Annotated in this window: 23 protein-coding genes; all 23 read right to left on the bottom strand. The window is 35.4% G+C overall.

Annotated features, from left to right (window positions below; all coding sequences use genetic code 11):
* Positions 1 to 119: 119 nt before the first annotated feature.
* The 23 genes from ACZYT4_RS03885 to ACZYT4_RS03775 all read right to left on the bottom strand — a co-directional run bounded on the left by ACZYT4_RS03885 (position 120) and on the right by ACZYT4_RS03775 (position 20253).
* On the bottom strand, positions 120 to 1898 hold the full coding sequence (locus ACZYT4_RS03885; RefSeq protein WP_463782523.1) for an ABC transporter ATP-binding protein: 1779 nt from the start codon (positions 1896 to 1898) through the stop codon (positions 120 to 122).
* The gene (locus tag ACZYT4_RS03880; protein ID WP_463782520.1) at positions 1891 to 3627 is read right to left on the bottom strand and encodes an ABC transporter ATP-binding protein; all 1737 of its coding nucleotides are present in this window, start codon (positions 3625 to 3627) and stop codon (positions 1891 to 1893) included. The genes ACZYT4_RS03885 and ACZYT4_RS03880 overlap by 8 nt, the downstream gene beginning before the upstream one ends.
* 120 nt (positions 3628 to 3747) lie before the next feature.
* Positions 3748 to 4350 (bottom strand): rubrerythrin, encoded by a 603-nt coding sequence (gene rbr / locus ACZYT4_RS03875; RefSeq protein WP_463782516.1) that lies wholly within the window; start codon positions 4348 to 4350, stop codon positions 3748 to 3750.
* 42 nt (positions 4351 to 4392) lie between these two features.
* Positions 4393 to 5121 (bottom strand): ABC transporter permease, encoded by a 729-nt coding sequence (locus tag ACZYT4_RS03870; protein WP_463782514.1) that lies wholly within the window; start codon positions 5119 to 5121, stop codon positions 4393 to 4395.
* A complete protein-coding gene (locus ACZYT4_RS03865; protein WP_463782512.1) occupies positions 5118 to 5996 on the bottom strand; it encodes a hypothetical protein in 879 nt (292 codons plus the stop codon). The genes ACZYT4_RS03870 and ACZYT4_RS03865 overlap by 4 nt, the downstream gene beginning before the upstream one ends.
* Before the next feature lie 14 nt (positions 5997 to 6010).
* Positions 6011 to 7759 (bottom strand): NADH-dependent [FeFe] hydrogenase, group A6, encoded by a 1749-nt coding sequence (locus tag ACZYT4_RS03860; RefSeq protein WP_463782509.1) that lies wholly within the window; start codon positions 7757 to 7759, stop codon positions 6011 to 6013.
* A gap of 8 nt (positions 7760 to 7767) precedes the next feature.
* The gene (locus tag ACZYT4_RS03855; protein ID WP_463782505.1) at positions 7768 to 9567 is read right to left on the bottom strand and encodes an NADH-ubiquinone oxidoreductase-F iron-sulfur binding region domain-containing protein; all 1800 of its coding nucleotides are present in this window, start codon (positions 9565 to 9567) and stop codon (positions 7768 to 7770) included.
* An 11-nt stretch (positions 9568 to 9578) separates the two neighbouring features.
* Positions 9579 to 9947 (bottom strand): (2Fe-2S) ferredoxin domain-containing protein, encoded by a 369-nt coding sequence (locus ACZYT4_RS03850; protein WP_463782502.1) that lies wholly within the window; start codon positions 9945 to 9947, stop codon positions 9579 to 9581.
* Positions 9944 to 10477 (bottom strand): ATP-binding protein, encoded by a 534-nt coding sequence (locus ACZYT4_RS03845; RefSeq protein WP_463782499.1) that lies wholly within the window; start codon positions 10475 to 10477, stop codon positions 9944 to 9946. The genes ACZYT4_RS03850 and ACZYT4_RS03845 overlap by 4 nt, the downstream gene beginning before the upstream one ends.
* Positions 10459 to 11181: a PHP domain-containing protein gene (locus tag ACZYT4_RS03840; protein ID WP_463782497.1), complete on the bottom strand. Its 723-nt coding sequence runs from the start codon at positions 11179 to 11181 to the stop codon at positions 10459 to 10461. Before ACZYT4_RS03840 ends, ACZYT4_RS03845 begins: the two co-directional genes overlap by 19 nt.
* 1 nt (position 11182) lies before the next feature.
* Positions 11183 to 11509, bottom strand: coding sequence for a hypothetical protein (locus ACZYT4_RS03835; RefSeq protein WP_463782494.1), 327 nt, complete (start codon positions 11507 to 11509; stop codon positions 11183 to 11185).
* A gap of 4 nt (positions 11510 to 11513) precedes the next feature.
* Positions 11514 to 12674: a [Fe-Fe] hydrogenase large subunit C-terminal domain-containing protein gene (locus ACZYT4_RS03830; RefSeq protein ID WP_463782492.1), complete on the bottom strand. Its 1161-nt coding sequence runs from the start codon at positions 12672 to 12674 to the stop codon at positions 11514 to 11516.
* Positions 12671 to 13078, bottom strand: coding sequence for an ATP-binding protein (locus ACZYT4_RS03825; RefSeq protein ID WP_463782490.1), 408 nt, complete (start codon positions 13076 to 13078; stop codon positions 12671 to 12673). The genes ACZYT4_RS03830 and ACZYT4_RS03825 overlap by 4 nt, the downstream gene beginning before the upstream one ends.
* Entirely contained in the window at positions 13078 to 13428 is a 351-nt protein-coding gene (locus tag ACZYT4_RS03820; protein WP_463782488.1) for a hypothetical protein, read from the bottom strand. Before ACZYT4_RS03820 ends, ACZYT4_RS03825 begins: the two co-directional genes overlap by 1 nt.
* Complete coding sequence (locus ACZYT4_RS03815) at positions 13422 to 13913, bottom strand: NADH-quinone oxidoreductase subunit NuoE family protein (RefSeq protein ID WP_463782484.1); 492 nt, start codon at positions 13911 to 13913, stop codon at positions 13422 to 13424. Before ACZYT4_RS03815 ends, ACZYT4_RS03820 begins: the two co-directional genes overlap by 7 nt.
* Before the next feature lie 144 nt (positions 13914 to 14057).
* Positions 14058 to 14702: a bifunctional phosphoribosyl-AMP cyclohydrolase/phosphoribosyl-ATP diphosphatase HisIE gene (hisIE, locus tag ACZYT4_RS03810; RefSeq protein WP_463782482.1), complete on the bottom strand. Its 645-nt coding sequence runs from the start codon at positions 14700 to 14702 to the stop codon at positions 14058 to 14060.
* On the bottom strand, positions 14699 to 15466 hold the full coding sequence (gene hisF / locus ACZYT4_RS03805) for an imidazole glycerol phosphate synthase subunit HisF (protein WP_463782479.1): 768 nt from the start codon (positions 15464 to 15466) through the stop codon (positions 14699 to 14701). Before hisF ends, hisIE begins: the two co-directional genes overlap by 4 nt.
* On the bottom strand, positions 15436 to 16173 hold the full coding sequence (hisA, locus tag ACZYT4_RS03800; RefSeq protein WP_463782477.1) for a 1-(5-phosphoribosyl)-5-[(5-phosphoribosylamino)methylideneamino]imidazole-4-carboxamide isomerase: 738 nt from the start codon (positions 16171 to 16173) through the stop codon (positions 15436 to 15438). Before hisA ends, hisF begins: the two co-directional genes overlap by 31 nt.
* The gene (hisH, locus tag ACZYT4_RS03795; protein ID WP_463782474.1) at positions 16170 to 16775 is read right to left on the bottom strand and encodes an imidazole glycerol phosphate synthase subunit HisH; all 606 of its coding nucleotides are present in this window, start codon (positions 16773 to 16775) and stop codon (positions 16170 to 16172) included. Before hisH ends, hisA begins: the two co-directional genes overlap by 4 nt.
* 11 nt (positions 16776 to 16786) lie before the next feature.
* Positions 16787 to 17374: an imidazoleglycerol-phosphate dehydratase HisB gene (hisB, locus tag ACZYT4_RS03790; RefSeq protein WP_463782470.1), complete on the bottom strand. Its 588-nt coding sequence runs from the start codon at positions 17372 to 17374 to the stop codon at positions 16787 to 16789.
* Positions 17361 to 18674: a histidinol dehydrogenase gene (gene hisD, locus ACZYT4_RS03785; protein WP_463782466.1), complete on the bottom strand. Its 1314-nt coding sequence runs from the start codon at positions 18672 to 18674 to the stop codon at positions 17361 to 17363. Before hisD ends, hisB begins: the two co-directional genes overlap by 14 nt.
* Positions 18668 to 19294: an ATP phosphoribosyltransferase gene (gene hisG, locus ACZYT4_RS03780; protein WP_463782463.1), complete on the bottom strand. Its 627-nt coding sequence runs from the start codon at positions 19292 to 19294 to the stop codon at positions 18668 to 18670. Before hisG ends, hisD begins: the two co-directional genes overlap by 7 nt.
* Positions 19291 to 20253 (bottom strand): ATP phosphoribosyltransferase regulatory subunit, encoded by a 963-nt coding sequence (locus tag ACZYT4_RS03775; protein ID WP_463782461.1) that lies wholly within the window; start codon positions 20251 to 20253, stop codon positions 19291 to 19293. Before ACZYT4_RS03775 ends, hisG begins: the two co-directional genes overlap by 4 nt.
* Between the last annotated feature and the right edge of the window lie 41 nt (positions 20254 to 20294).

Here is a 20294-nt window from a genome sequence, read left to right as displayed (position 1 = left end):
TTTTCCTCCCCATTCCTTCAATATTATACTTGATTATGTAGAAAATGAAAAGATAGACATAAGAATATGATATTGATTTGTCTATCAAAAAAGAGAAGTTAAACAAAATTTAACTCCTCCTACCCTTCTTGAAATTGAGCATTATACAATTGACTGTAGAAGCCACCTTGAGCCAACAATTCTTCATGTTTTCCCTGTTCAACAAGATAACCATCCTTAATCACAAGAATCAAATCAGCATTTTTAATTGTTGATAAACGATGGGCAATCACAAAACTTGTGCGTCCTTTCATCACATTTTGCATTGCATCCTGTAATCGTTTCTCTAAACGGGTATCAACTGATGAAGTGGCTTCATCTAAAATCATGATTTGCGGATCTTTTAATAAAGCACGCGCAATTGTTAACAACTGCTTTTCTCCTTGAGAAATATTATTTGCCTCTTCATTGACAATTGAATCATAACCATCTGGTAAAGTTCTAATAAAATGATCCACATTCGCCTGTCTAGCTGCTTCAATGACTTCATCTTTTCTTGCACTCAAACGTCCATAGTGAATATTTTCATAGATTGTCCCATGAAAAAGCCATGTATCCTGTAATACCATTCCAAACATAGAACGCAGTTCCTCTCTTGGAATATCTCTAATATCTACACCATCAATGCGAATACATCCAGATGTCGCATCATAGAAACGTAATAAAAGACTAATCAATGTTGTTTTTCCTGAACCCGTTGGACCGACAATGGCTACCATCTGTCCACTTTGAATATCAATATTCAAATGATGTAAGACTTCTTTATCATGATACCCAAAACATAATTGATCAAATTCAACATGTCCTTTGACATTTTGAATAGTTTGTGGATGTTCAACTGGCTGTTCTTCCGTTTCATTTAATATTTCAGAAATTCTATGTAGAGCCGCAAAGGCTGATTGAATCTGAGATGACAGATTGCTTACCTGAGAAATAGGATCATTGACCTGCCAGATATAGCGCACAAAAGCCTGTAACTCTCCTACCAATAATGTTCCCTGTAAAACAAATAAACTTCCTAAAAAACCAATCGTTCCAATAATCATATAGGTTACCAGTGAAATACATGGTGAAATGATGGATGACATGAATTGTGCCTGAAAAGCATTGTGATATAAATTCTGATTAATATCTTTAAATTTTTCAATCACATCTTTTTGTTTATTAAACAATAAGATTTCACGATATCCACCATACATCTCAGTAATCGCCCCATTCAGATTTCCCACAGCATCCTGTTGCGCCTGGAATTTCTTTTGAGAACGCTTGACAATAACTTTAGTGATAATCGTCGCTGCTGGAATAATCAACAAGACAATACATGTCATCAGAATATGAATACGAATCATCATGACGATGGCTAAAATCAGCATCAGAACACCTCTAATGATTTCCGTCAAAGTTTGCTGGAGAGCATTAGACAAGGTATCGACATCATTTGTGATACGGCTTAATACATCTCCATACTTATGGTTGTCAAAATAGCTGACAGGAAGTTTTCTGATTTTATCCTGAAGGGCATTTCTTAAATCATGCATTGTCTTTTGAATAGAATTGGTCAGAGTCACGATTGTTATCGATTGAGAAACTGTTTTTAAACAGTAAAATCCCAGTAACATCATCATAATTTCAATCACACGCTGAAAATCGACTCCTGCACCTTCTACATTTTGCATAATATCCATTGCATTTTCCATCAATAATGATGTTAGCATTCCTTCAATCATTGGTGAAATCGATAAAGCAAAGCATGTCACAACAATCATAGCAATCGCTATAAAGAAGCCCCATTTATAAGGTGAAAGGAATGGAGAAATTTGATGAATGGATCTTTTGAATGTCTGCCATTTTTTATTCATAAGCCAATTCCTCCTCACTTAACTGTGATGAAGCAATTTCATGATAAATAGGACAAGTCTTTAATAAATCATGATGTTTGCCATGTCCTACAATCTGACCTTCATCCAAAACAATAATCTGATCGGCATCTTTAATCGTAGAAATTCTCTGTGCCACAATAAAAACAATGGAATGCTTGGTTTCATCTTTTAAAGCATGTCTTAAAACAGCATCAGTTTTATAGTCTAAAGCAGAAAAAGAATCATCAAAAATATAAATTTCTGGTTTTCTAATCAAAGCTCTCGCAATGCTTAAACGCTGTCTTTGTCCACCTGAAACATTCGTTGCACTTTCTGTAATCATTTCATCAAAACCTAACGGTTTTTGCATAATAAAATCATAACTCTGTGAGACCTTTGCAGCATGTTCTAATTCTTCTAATGATGCATCTGCTTTTCCATATTTTAAATTTTCCGCTATTGTTCCAGTAAAAAGCATAGCTTTTTGAGGAATAAACCCAATCTTATTTCTTAAATCATCAATACGATAATCTTTGATATCCACACCATCAATTTGAATACTTCCACTACTGATATCATAGAAACGAGGAATCAAATTAATCAATGTACTCTTTCCAGATCCCGTACTTCCAATAAAAGCAACAGTTTCTCCTTCATGTGCTTCAAATGAAATATTTTTTAATACTGGCTCTTCTCCATCTGGATAAACAAAAGTCACATCTTTGAAAATCACCTGATGTTGAGCAGTACGTGATGGCTTTGTCTGAGTCACAGTATCTTGAATACCACTTTGTGTATTTAATACATCCTGAATACGTCTAGCAGAGACTGCGGCACGTGGATACATCACAAATACATTACAAAACAGCATCATTGAAAACATAGCGTGAAAAAGATAATCCTGAAAAGCGATTAATTTTCCTACCTGTAGAGTACCAGCATCCACCATAAAGCTGGCTACATAGAAAATAAGCAGGGTTGCTAAATTCATCAGGAAATAAAAAATTGGCTGAGTCAAAAGCATAAGCTTAAAGATTCTTTTGGTATAACCTGTAAATTCACTATTTGTCTGATTAAAACGAGATTGTTCATAATCATCATTACCAAAAGCTCGAATAACTCTTAAACCGGAAAGATTTTCTCTGGTAATACGATTCATGTGATCTAAAGAGCGCTGCTGTTTTTGAGACAATGGTTCTGATATTCTTGCCACAACAACGACACCAATCACAATAACTGGCAATGTTGCTGCAATAATGGCAGATAATTCTAGTGATGTCTTCAAAGTCATGAACACACTGATAACGACCATAACAGGTGTCATTAAAGCAGTTCTTAATAAAACATTGACAAATAATTGAATCTGGAAAGCATCATTATTAGTACGTGTTATTAATGACGAAATGCCAAAACGATTAAATTCGTGTGGAGAAAAACTTTGAATATGAGTAAAAATATCATTACGCATATCTCTCGTAATAGAAGTAGAGATTTTTGCACAGCAGAATCCTAATATTATCGTCCCAGCCACACCAATGATAGAAATACCTATTGCCAAGAACCACATAGAGTATAAATACCCTTCATTTTGGGTTGTCACCCCATTATCAATCATATCAGCAATTATTGTTGGTAAACCTAGTTCTACCAAAGCAAAACCAAAGACGGATATCACATTTAAAACAAAAAGTTTTTTATATTTTTTGAGATAATGTAATATAAGTTTCATATTGACCTCCTTTTGACATGTGACAACATTATATAACAAATATCCATAAGAGTATAGGTCTATTTCATAAAAAAACAATACTCTCCTTTCAAGAAAGTACTGTTTCTATCAATCAAATCATCATTGTGATTGATCACATGTAAATGGCGCATCTTTTAATCTGATAAAGTATCCTTGATCATGGCTGCAAACTGGACAAAGCTGCGGTGCTCTCGTTCCTTCAAAAATGAATCCACAGTTTAAACACATCCAATAACATGGTGTATCCGATGCATAAAGTTGCCCATTTTCTAAAAGGGTTGCAAACTTTTCAAAACGATCACCGTGCGTTTTTTCTATCTCAGCAATATTAAAGAAATCTTGGGCAATTTTATGGAAACCTTCTTCTTTAGCAACTGTTCCAAAATTCTGATAAACATCTTCATATTCTTCATATTCATTATGTCTGGCACTCTTTAAAAGTGACAAAACATCATCATAGGTATCCACTGGATAGCCGCCATCAACGCTAATCGTTTCTCCTGTCAATTCTTTTAAATGATTATAAAAGATTTCAGCATGTTCCTTTTCCTGATTCGCTGTAAAATAAAAGACATCAGCTAACATGTGATAACCTTTTTTAGCGGCCAAACCACCTGCAAAAGTATAACGATTTCTGGCCTGTGATTCACCCGCAAAAGCACGCATTAAATTATCTTTTGTTTGACTATTTCGAAAATCCATATTCTTTCACCTCAAAAACAGTATAACCATTCTGTCATAAAATCATTCATCACGACTCCATTTCTTTAAAAGAATATGCATAATCATCTGTAAAATCATAATAATAGCAATCAGCCATAATATCCATGCAAAAATGCCTGTCATATCAATTTGAACACGTGCAAAGTATAATTGCTTACCTATTCCATATTGAGATGAAACAAAAATTTCTGCCATTACACCAACTTTTAAGCTTAAGGGCAAACATGATTCAATAGCGGAAATAATATAGCCTTTTATCAATGGTAAATAGGCATATTTCAGATTATAGAAAAAAGAATGATGATAGAGCAAAATGATATCTTGTAAGTCACTGTCAATATGACAAATGCCCTGCATAGCATTGAAATAAAAAACAGGAACAAGCATAAAAAAGACAATCAACAACAAAGCTGTATCACTATGAAACCAGACGAGCAGTATGAGAATATACCCAATTTGTGGAATTGTCTGTAAAAAAGTCATAACAGGTTGTAAACGTTGTCGAAATGGTATAGAAAGACCACTCACTATGCCTAAAAAAATACCGATGATCATCGCTAAGAAAAAACTACTTAATACACGTATCAGAGTCAACCCAACAGCAACATAAAATTGTTTTTCAGATACATAAGTCAGCATTCTAAACAAAACATCGCCAGGAAATGGCAAAATGACTTCTTTTTGAATCATCAATGAAGCCATTTGCCATAAAAGCATCATTATAATAACTGTGATAATTTTTCTTTTCATGAAGCCAACTTATTAGAATTATATGTGATATTGAAAAGCTGTAAAAACTGACTTATTTCATTTTCACATTGATCAGCAGGTACATAATGTACGTTTTGACGTTCAATTGAGGAAACTGTGATATCAACACTTGGAAGTCCTAATTGTTCTATTCCAATATTTTCTAATTTTTCTTTCAATTCAGGATAACCATTTTCACAAAATTCTTCAATAGACTGAAACAATTCATCATTCTGATATCCATCTTTGACAAACATCGCAGCCTGAGGATATCCACTTCCTCCATAGGCTTCCTGTAAATCAACAATGACAGATAAATCAATACCAGATTGTTTCGCTTTCGCAATTGTCGCACTTGCGAGTGGTTCTGCCAATAATCCTACTTTTGCCTGACCTGAAATTAATCTTTGTTGGACAAGAGTAGCGGATGAATAATAATGGGGCTGAAGATTTGTTTCCACATCGACTGTTTCGACAATTTTCTGTGGTACAGCTCCTTCACCAAATAAGGCCAGTTCCCCTGTTTCATCAAGTGCTTCAGCTGAAGTCCCAACATAATAAAGATTACCCCATGTTAAAACACTTTGCAGACGATAATCCGTCTGTTCTTGAGCAATAAGCTGTGCTCCTAAATTAATTGGAGCAACAATGATATCATACTCACTATCTGCTTTAGATAATTCAGCAATCAGCTGATCGGTTCCATCTACAAAATCAATACTACCATCTTCACAGATTTGCTCATATTCACCAACGAGCGCTAAAGATGGTGCACCCGTTGGACATAGAATATGAACAGCTTTTTCTTGTTGTTGACAAGCCGTCATCAACACACCAATGAATAAAGATAAAACTATTTGAATTATTTTTTTCATAAAAACCTCCAGATTTATTTAAATCTTGCTTTCTTTGTATAATGTGTATGCAAGAGGTGATGAGCCTTTTCGCTATTGGGTTCTCCTAAAAAGTTTTTATAGAGATTTTGAATCTGTGAGTTCTTATGAGATTTACGCACTGGCAATGAAACATCTTCATCATACAAAGCTTTGGCACGTGCCTGTTTATAATTAAATCCACTATTTCGTAATGTTGCATTGACATAAGGTTGTCCACCACCATTAATACATCCACCTGGGCAGCCCATAATTTCAATAAAGTGATATGGAGAAACACCCTTTCTGATATCTTCTAACAATGGTTTAGCTAAACTCATGCTTTGAGCCACTGCCACCTTTAATGTCTGATCTCCAATCTTAATCGTTGATTCTTTGACTCCTTCAACACCTCTCACCGCATGATAATCTATCATCGTTAAGTCTTCTTTGGCCAAAACATCTGCGACCGTTCTTAAAGCGGCTTCCATAACGCCACCACTGGCTCCAAAAATAACACCAGCACCACTATATTCACCAAAGAGATCCTGATCAAAATCATCATCTTTTAATTCAGGGAAATTAATTCCAAACATCTTAATAAGTTTTGCCAATTCACGTGTTGTCAAAACAGCATCAACATCTGGATAGGGCTGTGTTAGATTTTCAGGTCGTTCTTTTTCTCCTTTTTTCGCCACACATGGCATGATAGACACAACATAAATATTTTGCGGATCCATATCATGCGTTTGGGCATAGAATGATTTAATCATTGCTCCTAACATCATATGTGGTGATTTACAGCTAGAAAGATGGTCTAATAAATCCGGATATTCATGTTCAATATAATTGATCCATCCTGGACTACACGATGTCAACATTGGTAAAACACCTTGATTTTTAAGACGCCCAATAAATTCATAACCTTCTTCCATAATTGTTAAATCAGCTCCAAAGTTTGTATCATAAACCTTATCAAAGCCAACCAATTTCAAAGCATGAACCATTTTTCCAGTGACACGTGTTCCTATTGGCATTCCAAATTCTTCACCTAAAGCTGCTCTAATTGCAGGAGCTGTTTGCACAACGACATATTTTTGGGGATCATTTAAAGCCTCAATCACATCATGAATTTCTTCTTTTTCATGTAATGCACCAACAGGACAGACATTAATACATTGTCCACATTGCATGCAGTTCACATCATCAAAGCTTTTATCATAGATAGGTCCCACTTTTGTTTTGAAACCACGATTCATATACCCTAAAATACCTAATCCCTGTGTTTTCATACATGTTTCTACACAACGACCACATAGTACACATTTTGACGTATTTCTCACAATTCCTGGTGAAACAGTATCAAAAGTGGGTTCGCTTTTTTCACCGGCAAAAGCATCTTCTCTAACCCCCAACTCCTGACATAAACGCTGTAATTCACAGTTGGTATTACGAATACATGATAGACAGTCTTTAGAATGATTAGAAACAATCAATTCTACAACTCTTCTTCTCGCATCAAGAGCACGAGCAGAATTTGTTTTAATAACCATTCCTTCTCTGACAGGATAAACACATGCAGCACATAATGTCTTTGCGCCTTCTACTTCCACCTGACAGACACGACACGCTCCTGTTCCTGTAACATCTTTAAGATAACATAAAGTAGGAATATGAATGCCATTATTTTTAGCGGCTTCAAGAACAGTTTGTCCCTCATAAGCTTCTACTTCTCGATTATTAATAGTTATTTTTATTTTCGACATATCAACACCTACTTTCTTTCTATAACTTTAAAGTGACAGGCTTTCATACATAAGCCACAGCGAATACATTTATCGGGATCAATTTCAAAAGCTTCTTTTCCAATCTTACCACTGATGGCACCAACAGGACACTGTCTCGCACAAAGTCCACATTTACGACAGCTTTCTTTATCGATTTCATAACGCAATAACTTTTTACAAACACCAGCAGGACAACGTTTATCAACAATATGAGCAAGATATTCATCTCTAAACTGATGAATTGTTGAAAGGACTGGATTGGGAGCTGATTGTCCTAATCCACAAAGCGCTGTATCCTTAATCGTCTGTGCTAATGTTTCCAATTCATCCAATGTTTCCATGGTTCCCTGACCATCACAAATCTGCTGCAACAATTCCAGCATACGTTTTGTTCCAACACGACATGGTGTACACTTTCCACATGATTCATCAACAATAAAATCCATATAGAATCTAGCCACATCAACCATACAGTTATCTTCATCAAGAACAATCATTCCCCCAGATCCCATCATTGAACCTAATTTAACAAGTTCATCAAAACCAATAGGTGTATCTAATTGTTCTTCTGTTAAACATCCTCCTGATGGTCCACCTGTCTGTACTGCTTTGAATGCTTTATGATTTGGACAACCTCCTCCAATTTCATAAATCACTTCTCGTAAAGTTGTTCCCATCGGAACTTCAACCAGTCCTGTATTGGTAATTTTACCACCCAATGCAAACACTTTGGTTCCCGGTGAAGATTCTGTTCCAATAGAACGGAACCAGTCAGCACCATGTAAAATAATTTGAGCAATATTAGCATATGTTTCTACATTGTTAATAATCGTCGGTTTCCCCCAGACACCTTTATGCGCAGGAAATGGAGGTTTTGACACTGGCATACCACGTTCACCTTGAATAGATTGAATCAGTGCTGTTTCCTCACCACAGACAAAGGCTCCTGCCCCTAAACGAATTTCCAAATCAAAATCAAATCCTGAACCAAAAATATTTTTTCCTAATAATCCTAATTCTTTAGCTTGGCTAATGGCTGTCTTAAGACGTTCAACAGCGATTGGATATTCAGCACGAATATAAATATATCCATAATGGGCTACAATAGCATATCCTGCAATAATCATAGCTTCAATCACACTGTGTGGATTTCCTTCGAGAATCGAACGATCCATAAAAGCTCCTGGATCCCCTTCATCGGCATTACAGATGACATATTTTTCTTCACCTGGTTCATCCAAAGCAAACTGCCATTTTAAACCGGTTGGGAATCCTCCACCACCACGACCTCTTAAACCACTCTTTTTGATTTCATCTACAACTTGCTGGGGCGTCATTTCCAATAACACTTTTCCTAATGCAAAATATCCATCTTCAGCAATATATTCTTCAATATTTTCTGGATCAATAACACCACAATTATGCAAAGCGACACGTTTTTGCTTGGCATAAAACTTGGTATGATTAATATCATGGATTTCATTTGTTTCCTGATCAGACTCATTCAACATTAAACGTTGAACTGGTCTTCCTTTATAGAGATGTTCCAATACAATTTCCTGAACATCTTCAACTTTCACACCTTTATAAATAATATTATCTGGATAGATGGAAATATTAGGTCCAGCACCACATAATCCCAAACATCCCGTTCTTAAAACATCTATTTCTTTATCAAGTCCCATAGACTTGATTTCTTTTTCGAATTCTTTGATTAGTTCGCCAGAATTTCCAATGGTACAACCCGTTCCTGCACAAACTAAAACCTGTGTTCTTTTATACGGCATTCTCTACCCTCCTATTTTGAATAATGTCCTACTGTATATTCCTCAATGACTTCTCCATGCATCAAATGACGTAAAACGATATCTTTCGCTTTTTTTGTATCTACCAAAACATATGTTGTCTTATGATTATCTTTATCAAAAACTTCAACAATAGGTTCTAAAGCGCACATCCCAATGCATCCTGTCTGCATCACAGTGACTGGTAAATGTTCTCTTGCGACTTCTTCGACTAAAGTATTCAAGACCGGTCTAGCTCCTGCCGCAATCCCACAAGTGGCCATTCCCACAACAACACGATAATCATGATCACCATTTTCACGCATCGTCATTCGTTCTTTAGCCTGATCTCTAATCCTCTTTAATTCTTCTAACGATTTCATTTCTGCATACCCTCCTTTATATAATCTTTTAACCAAAGTATGATATCTGGTTGATTGATAGGGACTCCATCAAGAATGTCTTTGATTTCTTTGGTATTCAAAACCCACTCAAAATCATCACATATATATTGAAAAACATAATCAATATGATCATCATATTGAATCAATGTAATAAGAGTTTCTGCGATATTGCCCATCGGTGGTGTATCCAAATGATTCTTGACATATTCACCAATGATTTTAGTACCCACACCTTTTTGTGATTCAATGGAAAACCAGCCACCTGTTGCTTCGACACTTTCTTTAAACATTGGAATACCCAAACCAATCTGACGTGTTGTTCTGGTTGTATAAAAAGGATCAGTGACTTTCTGTAAAGTCTTGTCATCCATTCCACATCCATCATCCAGACATTCAATATGAATGATATTATCTTTGTGACTATCACGAATCACAATTTGAATAAGTTTTGCACAAGCACGAATGGAGTTTTGGGCAATATCCAATATCGTCATGGCGATTTCCTGCATAATGCTTTCCTCCATAATCTTTGAAGCTGTTCTTCATCAATTTCATAAAACGGTTCACTTATATCTTCTAGCTGATGCGCATCACTATTGATAAAGATAAACTCATCATCAATATGTGGACATTTCTTTTTTAAATCACGATATTCTTTTGGACAAGTCACTTCTAAAGCGTCATAACTTAAATCAGAAGGAATATCATGATAAATTTCATATATGCCATATCGCTTAGCCAAAACATGTGCCAAAACCGCAACACCTTGAAACTGATGAATGGCTTCAACAACTTGATATATATTTAAATCCAAAGAACTTAACAACAAATGATTTTCCTCAGCTATGATTTCATCCATTGCATTAAAAATATATTGATTGCCATAATAATCAGGCTGATGAGGAACTTGAATCAGATGCTGATCTATCCACTGTTGAATAGGTTGCAGTGGTGTTCCTCTTTGAAAATAAGCCAAGACATGTATCTCTTCTTGACTCTGTAATTCTACGCCATGAAGAAAATCAATATGTCCTTTAAGTATTTTATTTTGAACAATCTGATCTAAATAAGTCTGTTGCTTTAAAGAATTATGATCTGTAATAGCAATCAGCTGTAAACCTTTGATATACGCCATATTAAAAATATTATGAATTGTCATCGTATCATCACTACATGGTGATAAGGCTGAGTGAATGTGTAAATCATAATACATACTAGAATCCTAAACCTATCAGATCTTTTGCAGTCCCAAAAGCATCTTTATGACTTAAAAACAAAGGAATCTGCAATTCTGTTGCCTTTTGAATGGTATCTTCATCAGGATAGCTATCCTGAACAAAAACAATCCCAGCAAAATCATGCAATTGGGCAATGGCAATGACATTCAAATGCTTTTGCACTGTCAGCCATAACATGCCCTCTTTTCCACTAGCCATCACAACACTCAATAAATCACCAATATAAATATCCTCGACCTGTCCATTTAAAGGCACTTCATTAATCAATTGCAAAGGTAATCTCAATATATTTTGAATATCCATATATTCACCTTCTCTTCACACGGCATAATGAATCATCAACTTCACCACTGGCAATACGTGTCGCTAGTCCTCGACAATTCGCAAAACCACAACTGCCACAATCAAATTGCGGTAATGTTTCTAAGATAGCATTGACCTTATTAAACCATGCCATACGATCCTTAAATGTTTGTTTCTGTTCATTCACATGACGTTTTTTATAATATTCACTGTATTGAAGTTGAGCGATGGGAGCCTGACATTGGTCAAGCATACTTTCAATGCGGAAATGTCCTTCAAAAGGGTTGTTCCATAAATAATAACCTCCAATGCACCCCTGATAACAATGATACAATGCTAATAAACGAATATGTTTCAACTGATCAAATTCAATCAGATCCAATACTGTACGAATCTGAGGCAATCCCTCTACACTCATAATTGATAACTGATGATTACCAAATAAATCACCGACATTGCTTTTCACTCCATCTCTATTGATGGCAATATTTTCTTTTCCATGTCCTTTTCTTTTATTAAAATGAGGAAACATTCTAGAAATGCTTAAAGCATAATCAATTTGCGAATCCATTTTTCCCAATGGTTCTTTCGCTAAAGTCAGTTTCCCAACACACTCACATAAAGAGAAGATACCAATATCCTGTCCTTTGTATTTTTCTCTTAAACGTCGAGCTGCAATTTCTACAGGATAATCATATGGTAAAAGATGATCAATCAGTGTTGGATATTCCTGCTTAATTAATCGATTGATTGTAGGACAAAAAGATGTCAACATGACATGGTCTGACTGACGACTATCTTTTAATGCCTGTTGATAAAGCATTCCTTCAATATCACTGTATTGAACGACTTCATCAAAATGAAATGCTTTAATCGCATGAACAAGTTCTTTTAATTCATCAAATTCCTGAAAATCAGACAAGATGGATGTTGGTATTAAGGCAATATTATAAGCATGTTGCTTGAAAGCTTCATCTAAATTCACTTCTCTTATTTTTAACTGTTTTTGATCACATACTTGAACACAAACATGACAGTTGATACATTGAGTATCATCAATAATCACTTTTCCATTGATAATAGAAATAGCTTCTGTTGGACAAGATTTCACACATTTAATACAGCTTTTGCAGTTTTCACCTAAAAAATGAATAACGGGTTTCATTGAAATGTCATATATATATGCGTTCCTTCTTTTGAAGAACGAATATCAAAAGAAGACGCAACACTTTTCATATTAACGAGACCCATTCCTGCTCCAAAGCCTAATGATCTGGCTTTTGGGGAAGCTGTTGAATAGCCCGGTGTTTGTGCAAGTTCTAAATCTTCAATACCAGGACCAATATCATCAAATGACAAACGAATCAATCCATCATCATCAATTTCAAATGTCACTGTTCCTCCATCAGAATGAATGACAATATTAATTTCAGCTTCATAACAGGCAATTGCTACTGCCTTGAGAACTTTTCGCTCAATACCTAAAGTTTTTAAAGTTCTCTTAATATCAGTAGAGGCTTTTCCTGCATCTTCATAATTATCCTTTTCAACCTGATAAACTTTCTTCATCAACGCATACCTTTCTCATAAAGAAGACCGCAGACTTGAAACATTGTTAAATCTGTTTGAAAAAGATTAATGTGTAAATCTTTTGCCATCTCAGCCATATGTGTATCTATAGGTTTACCTCGAACCAGTAAAACAGTCTCTAAATCCAAAACCTCTGCTGTTCTTAATGATTGAACATTAGAAAGCCCACTAATCAATAAAACATCTTCTGTTTCATCCTTTAACAGGGCCAAAGCATCCGACATCAAATCTGTCGCAAATCCATGCTCATAATTTTTTTCATAGATATTTTCATCAGCTATATAAATTTCTCTTGCCTTCAATAGATCCTTGATGTCTTTCACTAACATGGTGCTTCTTCCTTTAAGTAATCAAGAATCAGCATTTTTAAATCTTCAAGTTGTTTCGCACATCCAAAAACTGTTCCATCCACACTGACAACTGGCGCAAGTCCACAGGCACCTACACAACGTGTAGCATCAATAGAAAATAATCCATTTTCACTTGTTGAATTGACTTCACACTCTGTCATTTCACAAAGCAAGTCTAAAATTGTCTGTGCCCCATTGACATAACATGCTGTTCCTAGACATACGGAAATCACGTGCTTTCCTTTTGGTTCTGTTGTAAACTGTGAATAAAAAGTCACAACACCATAGACTTTAGAAACAGGAACATCCAAAGTTTCAGCAATCTTTTCCATGGCTTCAAAAGGAATATATCCAAGTTCATCCTGAATATCATGAAGCATGAGTTTCATAGGCCCTTTTTGATCCTTATGTTTATCAACAATGGCATCAATCTTGTCTAAATACTCTTGTTTTAAACCTCCCATACACATACTCCTTTCTCTTATATATGCTTATTATAACATATTTTGAAAGCGCTTGAAATTTTATTTTGTGATAGAGTTCAACATCATTATTTTCACATCATTGTTTGATAATATGTGTTAAAAAAAGACCATTAGATTTCATTTCTAATAGTCTCCTCGTTGATGAAAAGTTTTTTTATTGCCACTGATTTGATGTCTTTCTTCCAATTTTCTTTCAATATCCTCAACCTGGACACCTTGTTGATACATTAAAACCAGTACATGATAAAACAAATCACTAATTTCACCAATCAATTCTTCCTTATTATTATTTTTGGCAGCGATAATTGTTTCACTCGCTTCTTCTCCAACTTTTTTACATATCTTATCAACACCCTGGTCCAATAAATAATTGGTATAAGACTTTTCTACAGGGTGCAGCTTGCGATCGGCAATGACATCATAAACTTCATGAAAAATAGTCTTTGAAAAATCATAAGGTATGACTTCATTAAAGAAACATGAATAAGCCCCTGTATGGCAAGCTGCTCCTACTTGTTCAACGATAATCAGCAGTGTATCTTCATCACAGTCTAAATACATCCCTTGAATATATTGGAAATGTCCTGAAGTTTCCCCTTTATGCCATAACTGCTTACGTGAACGAGAATAAAAATATGTTTCTCCACTCTCCAACATTTTTTCATAAGCTTCCTCATTGACATAAGCCAGCATTAAAACATCTTTGGTCTGAAAATCCTGCACAATGGCAGGAACCAATCCATTACCCTTTTCAAAATCTGGTCTCATAAATTCCTCCTTACTGGAATATGATGTTGGGCACATAATGCCTTAACATCATCAATCGTTGCTTCCTGATAATGAAACAAAGAAGCAGCTAACGCTCCATCACAATTTGTTTTTTCAAAGACTTCAACAATATCTTCTTTATCACCACAGCCTCCACTGGCAATCACAGGAATCGAAACAACATCCAAGACAGCATTAAGCATCTCAATATCAAAACCATCACGTGTGCCATCTTTATCCATGGAAGTTAATAAGATTTCCCCAGCACCTAACTGCTCACATTGTTGAACCCACTTTAATAAATCAATACCTGTGTTCTTACGACCACCGGCAATATAAACATCATATCCATCATCATCTTTTCTTTTTTTCGCATCTACAGCGACAACAACACACTGCACACCAAATTCATCAGCAGCCTGTTTAATCAAACCAGGATGCTGTATCGCTGCTGAATTAATAGAAACTTTATCTGCTCCACTGGATAATATCATACGAAAATCATCCAAACTGCGAATACCACCACCAACAGTTAATGGAATCGATAATTCACTGGCAGCTCTTTGAATCAAATCTTTGATAATATCACGATTTTCATAAGTCGCTGTAATATCTAAAAAAACCACTTCATCAGCACATTGCTGATCATATCTTTTGGCTATTTCAATAGGATCCCCTACATCTTTTAAGCCTTCAAAATTGACCCCTTTGACAACTTTACCATCTTTAATATCTAAACAGGGGATGATTCTTTTGGCAAGCATGATATCACCTCTTTTAAATTGATTTTGCCTTCATAGTACGCTTTTCCCACAATACAACCCTCATATCCTTGACGTGCTGCTTCATAAATATCCTCGGCATCTTTGACACCACCTGAAACAATGCAACGCAAAGAACTCTCCTGCTGAATTTTCTGATAAATATCAAATGAAGGTCCCTGTAATGTGCCATCTTTGGAAATATCGGTACAAACAATATAGACAATACCCATCTTTTCTAATTCCTTAATAAAGTCCAAATAATAGGTCTGAGTATTGACCAGCCAGCCCCCCGTAGAGACATAACCATCTTTGATATCCATACCGACAACAATACGCTTTTCACCATAACGTTCAAGAGCATTTTTTAAAAATTCTGAATTCTCAATCGCTGCTGTTCCTAAAATCACACGGTCAATACCTATTCTATCCAAATAAAGTTCAACAGTCTCCATATCACGAATTCCACCACCAACTTCTATAGGAATACTGATCGTCTCACGAATTTTTTTGATTGTTGTTAGATTCCCTGTCTGTCCTTGTTTGGCTCCATCTAAATCCACAACATGAAGATATTGAGCACCCATCTTTTCAAACTCTAAAGCCAAATCTTCAGGATGAGAAGAATAAACTGTTTTTTGTTGATAATCTCCTTTATACAGGCGCACTGCCTGTCCATCTTTTAAATCAATTGCTGGTATGACAATCATTGAACCATCTCCTTAAACGCTAATAAAATTTTCTGCCCAATGGCGCCACTTTTTTCAGGATGAAATTGACATCCCATGACATGATCTTTAGCCACAATCGCTGTAATCTTTTGATCACCATACTCACAATAAGCGACTAACTCATCATCAGAAGGAAAAGCCATGTAAGAATGAACAAAATATACATAGTCTCCCTCTTTTATATTTTGAATTAATGGATGTTTTTTAACAAACATTAATTCATTCCACCCCATATGAGGAATTTTTTCTGATACATTCATGAGTTTGACTTCACCTTTTAAAAATCCCAGTCCCTGTGTTTCTTGAACTTCATAGCCTTTTTCAAAAAGAATCTGCATTCCTAAACATATACCTAAAATAGGAATACCCGCTTCTTTTCTTTCCTGAAGAACATCAATCAACTGATACTTTATCAGATTTTCCATCGCTACTGGAAAAGTGCCTACACCCGGTAAAACAATACCTTTCGCCTGACGAATCACCTCAATATCACGACTGACAACAGCTTCTACGCCAATTCTTAAAAAGGCATTTTGCACACTCATTAAATTCCCGACATTATAATCCACAATCACAATCATACTCATCCCTCCTACAATAAACCTTTAGAAGACACAATCTGATCTTGATGATTTTCATCAATCATGACTGCCTGTTTTAATGCTCTAGCAAAACTTTTAAACATAGCCTCAATGATATGATGTGTATTTTCACCATAATTTTCGATAATATGCAAAGTCATCAAAGCATGATCGCTCACTGCCTTAAAAAATTCCTTTGTCATTTCTGTCTCATAATTGCCTAGTCGTTCACAATGCAACTGCGCCTGATAAACCAGATAAGGGCGACCACTTAAATCTAATGTTGTTGTGACTAAAGCTTCATCCATAGGAATGGCCATTTGACCATAGCGATAAATCCCTTTTTTATCTCCTAACGCTTCTTTTAAACATTCACCAAAAACAATACCTAAATCCTCAACAGTATGATGACTATCAACTTTTAAATCACCTTGACATTGAACAGACAAATCAAAGCCTCCATGAAAAGCTAACAGTTCCAACATATGGTCCATAAAACCAATCCCTGTTTCAATGTGTGCTTCTCCTTGACCATCAAGATTTAAAGACATTTCAATATTTGTTTCATTAGTCTGACGTTTAATTTCACTCTTTCTCATAAGTTTCCTCCTTAAATCTTACTGCAATACTATTAGCATGAGCATCTAATCCTTCTTTTTTGGCAAATGTCATCACATCATCCTTAAAAGTTGCCAAAACATTTTGAGGATAATAACTGTAAGATGAATATTTCACAAAATCATAAACACCTAAGGCACTATAAAATTTAGCTGTGCCTCCAGTTGGTAAAACATGATTTGTGCCAGACATATAATCACCTAAAGGCTCAGGTGTATATTCTCCTAAAAAGATAGATCCTGCATTATGAATAAGAGGTAAAGTGTTCATCGGATTATCAACCAGCACCTCTAAATGCTCTGGCGCAAATTCGTTAGAAACCTGAAAAGCTTCTTCAATGGAATCAACAATAAATGCTCCACCATAGTTTTCTAAAGAATCTTGAATAATATCAGCACGAGATAAATATTGAATCTGTTTTTCCAGCTCCAAATTAACTGCTTCTACCAGTGATTTTGATGTTGTAACCAACAAAGCACTGGCTAAACGATCATGTTCAGCCTGACTCATTAAGTCAGCTGCAATATATGCTGGATTCGCCTTTTCATCAGCAATAATTAACACTTCACTTGGCCCTGCAATCATATCAATATCCACTTGCCCATAACAGCATTTTTTAGCTGTCGCAACATAAATATTTCCTGGCCCAACAATCTTATCCACTTTGGGAATTGTATGCGTTCCTAAAGCTACAGCAGCGACACCCTGTGCGCCTCCAACCTTATAAATTTTATCAATACCACAAACATAAGCTGCAGCTAAAATCGCTGGATTGACTTTCCCATCAGCTTTCACTGGTGTAATAATCATCAAATTTTGAACACCTGCTAATTGGGCAGGAATGGCATTCATCATGACCGTTGATGGATAAGTGGCTGTTCCTCCTGGAACATATAATGCAACATTTTTTAAACCACGGGCAATTTGTCCCATGATGACTCCATTGTCTTTATATATCGACCATGATTGACTGACTTGATGTTGATGAAAATCAATCAGCTGTTCCTTGGTACGTTCGAGAATTCTTATAAAATCTTTTCCTACACTTGTCACACCATCTAATATTTCCTGTTTAGAAACAATGAACTGACGAGGATCATCAATCATAAATCCATCAAATTGTTGACAATATTTCATTAAGGCCTGATCCCCATTTTTCGCGACATTATCAATAATATCTAAAACTGCATCATTAACCTGCTTGGAAATTTCTGTCTTTCGTGATGAAAATTTCTTGACAACATCCTTGAATTGTCCCTGTAAATCATACGTTTTTAACATGTTTCTTCCTCCTTTAACATCTCTATTAAATGAAATATCTCGTCTTTTTTAAATTTTAAACTCACTTTATTCACTATCATTTTAGTTGAAACATCACTGATTTTCTCAATAACTTCCAACCCATTCGCTTTTAATGTTGAACCTGTTTCCACAATATCCACAATGGCATCACTCAAACCAACAACAGGGCCTAATTCCACAGAACCTTCCAATTTAATGATTTCAACATCTTCCTGTTTTCTGGTGAAATAATCTTTTGCGACTTTGGTATATTTAGAAGCAATACGCTGACGACGATGGAAAACTTTCTCACGATATTCAGGATATGCCGCAACCGCAAAATAACATTTCCCAATATTCAAATCGAGCATTTCATAATAATCATGAAAATCACTATCTTCTAATGTATCTTTGCCAACAAATCCTACATCAACAATACCATGTTCCAAAAAAGTCAAAACATCATTGGCTTTCGCAAAAATCATTGATAAACCATCAGCTGTCTCAATCAGTAATTCACGATCTTTATGCAAAACAGGCTCCATATCATATCCTTTTTGAGAAAGCAGCTGACACACCTGTTTTTCAATACGACCTTTGGTAATAGCAATTTTAATCATACTTCTTCCTCCTTTTCTAATGCCTTTAAGATATGACTTAAATCATAACTAAATCCAATAGCAGAAACCTGTCTATGGAAATGATTCATCAGTTGATCATATCGCCCACCATTCATAATCGGTTCTGCACTATAAGGAGAATACCCTTTTAACATAATACCTGTATAATATTTCATCATCGGTGTCATAGCCAAATCAAATGTCAGACAATCTTTCATACAGGATGCTTCATATAAATGAATCAATTCTGCAATCGATTCATTTAAGATATCATCATGAATCAGATTCTGTATCTGATATAAAACCTCAACCCCTCCAAAAGTCTGTGGCAAATGCATCAATAAATTTTGCATTGACGTATCAAAAGAATGCTCTTGAACGAAATCTTTCATAGCTGTTAAATCACGTCTTTTTAAGATATCCACAAAGCGTTCATCATCAACAATTTCACATAAACGATGATAGAACTTAGCAGATCCCATTTCTATACGAATCGTTTTTAATTTTAAACATGACATTGTTTCTTTGATTAGCTGAAGACATTCTAAATCTCCTGCAACACCCGCTTTTCCCAGCAGTTCTACACCTGCCTGAAAAAATTCACTGCTACGCCCTTTATGTCTTTTTTCCTTACGATAAACCTTTCCAAAATAACAATATCTCTTCTCTCCCTCTTCTTTTTGTGAGCAGTAAAGCCTTGCGAGAGGAACAGTAAAGTCTACTCTTAAAGCCACTCTCTTGCCTTCATAATTCATATATTGAAACATCTTTTCCTCATCAATACCTATATCCATATCGTTATACAAATCTACATATTCAAAAGATGGCATCAACACTTCCAAATACTGATGTTCCACAAAAATTCTTCTCAAATCATTTTCTATTTCTCTAAGCTTAGAAACATTACTCATAATAGCGTCAATACTTTCTTCTGGTATCAGATATTTAAATTCTTCCATCAAATTCCCCCTTTAACAAAAAAAGACGAGTCTTAATGACT

Source organism: Massilimicrobiota sp. mt181 (genome assembly GCF_055420065.1).
Note: the sequence above shows the minus strand (reverse complement) of the source record. Positions and strands in the feature narration are given on the sequence as shown.

What these genes read in the sequence shown, in the direction of transcription:
- ACZYT4_RS03885 (WP_463782523.1), bottom strand. Translation starts at nt 1,898, where the DNA reads ATGAATAAAAAATGGCAGACATTCAAAAGATCCATTCATCAAATTTCT.
- ACZYT4_RS03880 (WP_463782520.1), bottom strand. Translation starts at nt 3,627, where the DNA reads ATGAAACTTATATTACATTATCTCAAAAAATATAAAAAACTTTTTGTT.
- rbr (WP_463782516.1), bottom strand. Translation starts at nt 4,350, where the DNA reads ATGGATTTTCGAAATAGTCAAACAAAAGATAATTTAATGCGTGCTTTT.
- ACZYT4_RS03870 (WP_463782514.1), bottom strand. Translation starts at nt 5,121, where the DNA reads ATGAAAAGAAAAATTATCACAGTTATTATAATGATGCTTTTATGGCAA.
- ACZYT4_RS03865 (WP_463782512.1), bottom strand. Translation starts at nt 5,996, where the DNA reads ATGAAAAAAATAATTCAAATAGTTTTATCTTTATTCATTGGTGTGTTG.
- ACZYT4_RS03860 (WP_463782509.1), bottom strand. Translation starts at nt 7,759, where the DNA reads ATGTCGAAAATAAAAATAACTATTAATAATCGAGAAGTAGAAGCTTAT.
- ACZYT4_RS03855 (WP_463782505.1), bottom strand. Translation starts at nt 9,567, where the DNA reads ATGCCGTATAAAAGAACACAGGTTTTAGTTTGTGCAGGAACGGGTTGT.
- ACZYT4_RS03850 (WP_463782502.1), bottom strand. Translation starts at nt 9,947, where the DNA reads ATGAAATCGTTAGAAGAATTAAAGAGGATTAGAGATCAGGCTAAAGAA.
- ACZYT4_RS03845 (WP_463782499.1), bottom strand. Translation starts at nt 10,477, where the DNA reads ATGCAGGAAATCGCCATGACGATATTGGATATTGCCCAAAACTCCATT.
- ACZYT4_RS03840 (WP_463782497.1), bottom strand. Translation starts at nt 11,181, where the DNA reads ATGTATTATGATTTACACATTCACTCAGCCTTATCACCATGTAGTGAT.
- ACZYT4_RS03835 (WP_463782494.1), bottom strand. Translation starts at nt 11,509, where the DNA reads ATGGATATTCAAAATATATTGAGATTACCTTTGCAATTGATTAATGAA.
- ACZYT4_RS03830 (WP_463782492.1), bottom strand. Translation starts at nt 12,674, where the DNA reads ATGAAACCCGTTATTCATTTTTTAGGTGAAAACTGCAAAAGCTGTATT.
- ACZYT4_RS03825 (WP_463782490.1), bottom strand. Translation starts at nt 13,078, where the DNA reads ATGAAGAAAGTTTATCAGGTTGAAAAGGATAATTATGAAGATGCAGGA.
- ACZYT4_RS03820 (WP_463782488.1), bottom strand. Translation starts at nt 13,428, where the DNA reads ATGTTAGTGAAAGACATCAAGGATCTATTGAAGGCAAGAGAAATTTAT.
- ACZYT4_RS03815 (WP_463782484.1), bottom strand. Translation starts at nt 13,913, where the DNA reads ATGGGAGGTTTAAAACAAGAGTATTTAGACAAGATTGATGCCATTGTT.
- hisIE (WP_463782482.1), bottom strand. Translation starts at nt 14,702, where the DNA reads ATGAGACCAGATTTTGAAAAGGGTAATGGATTGGTTCCTGCCATTGTG.
- hisF (WP_463782479.1), bottom strand. Translation starts at nt 15,466, where the DNA reads ATGCTTGCCAAAAGAATCATCCCCTGTTTAGATATTAAAGATGGTAAA.
- hisA (WP_463782477.1), bottom strand. Translation starts at nt 16,173, where the DNA reads ATGATTGTCATACCAGCAATTGATTTAAAAGATGGACAGGCAGTGCGC.
- hisH (WP_463782474.1), bottom strand. Translation starts at nt 16,775, where the DNA reads ATGATTGTGATTGTGGATTATAATGTCGGGAATTTAATGAGTGTGCAA.
- hisB (WP_463782470.1), bottom strand. Translation starts at nt 17,374, where the DNA reads ATGAGAAAGAGTGAAATTAAACGTCAGACTAATGAAACAAATATTGAA.
- hisD (WP_463782466.1), bottom strand. Translation starts at nt 18,674, where the DNA reads ATGTTAAAAACGTATGATTTACAGGGACAATTCAAGGATGTTGTCAAG.
- hisG (WP_463782463.1), bottom strand. Translation starts at nt 19,294, where the DNA reads ATGATTAAAATTGCTATTACCAAAGGTCGTATTGAAAAACAGGTGTGT.
- ACZYT4_RS03775 (WP_463782461.1), bottom strand. Translation starts at nt 20,253, where the DNA reads ATGGAAGAATTTAAATATCTGATACCAGAAGAAAGTATTGACGCTATT.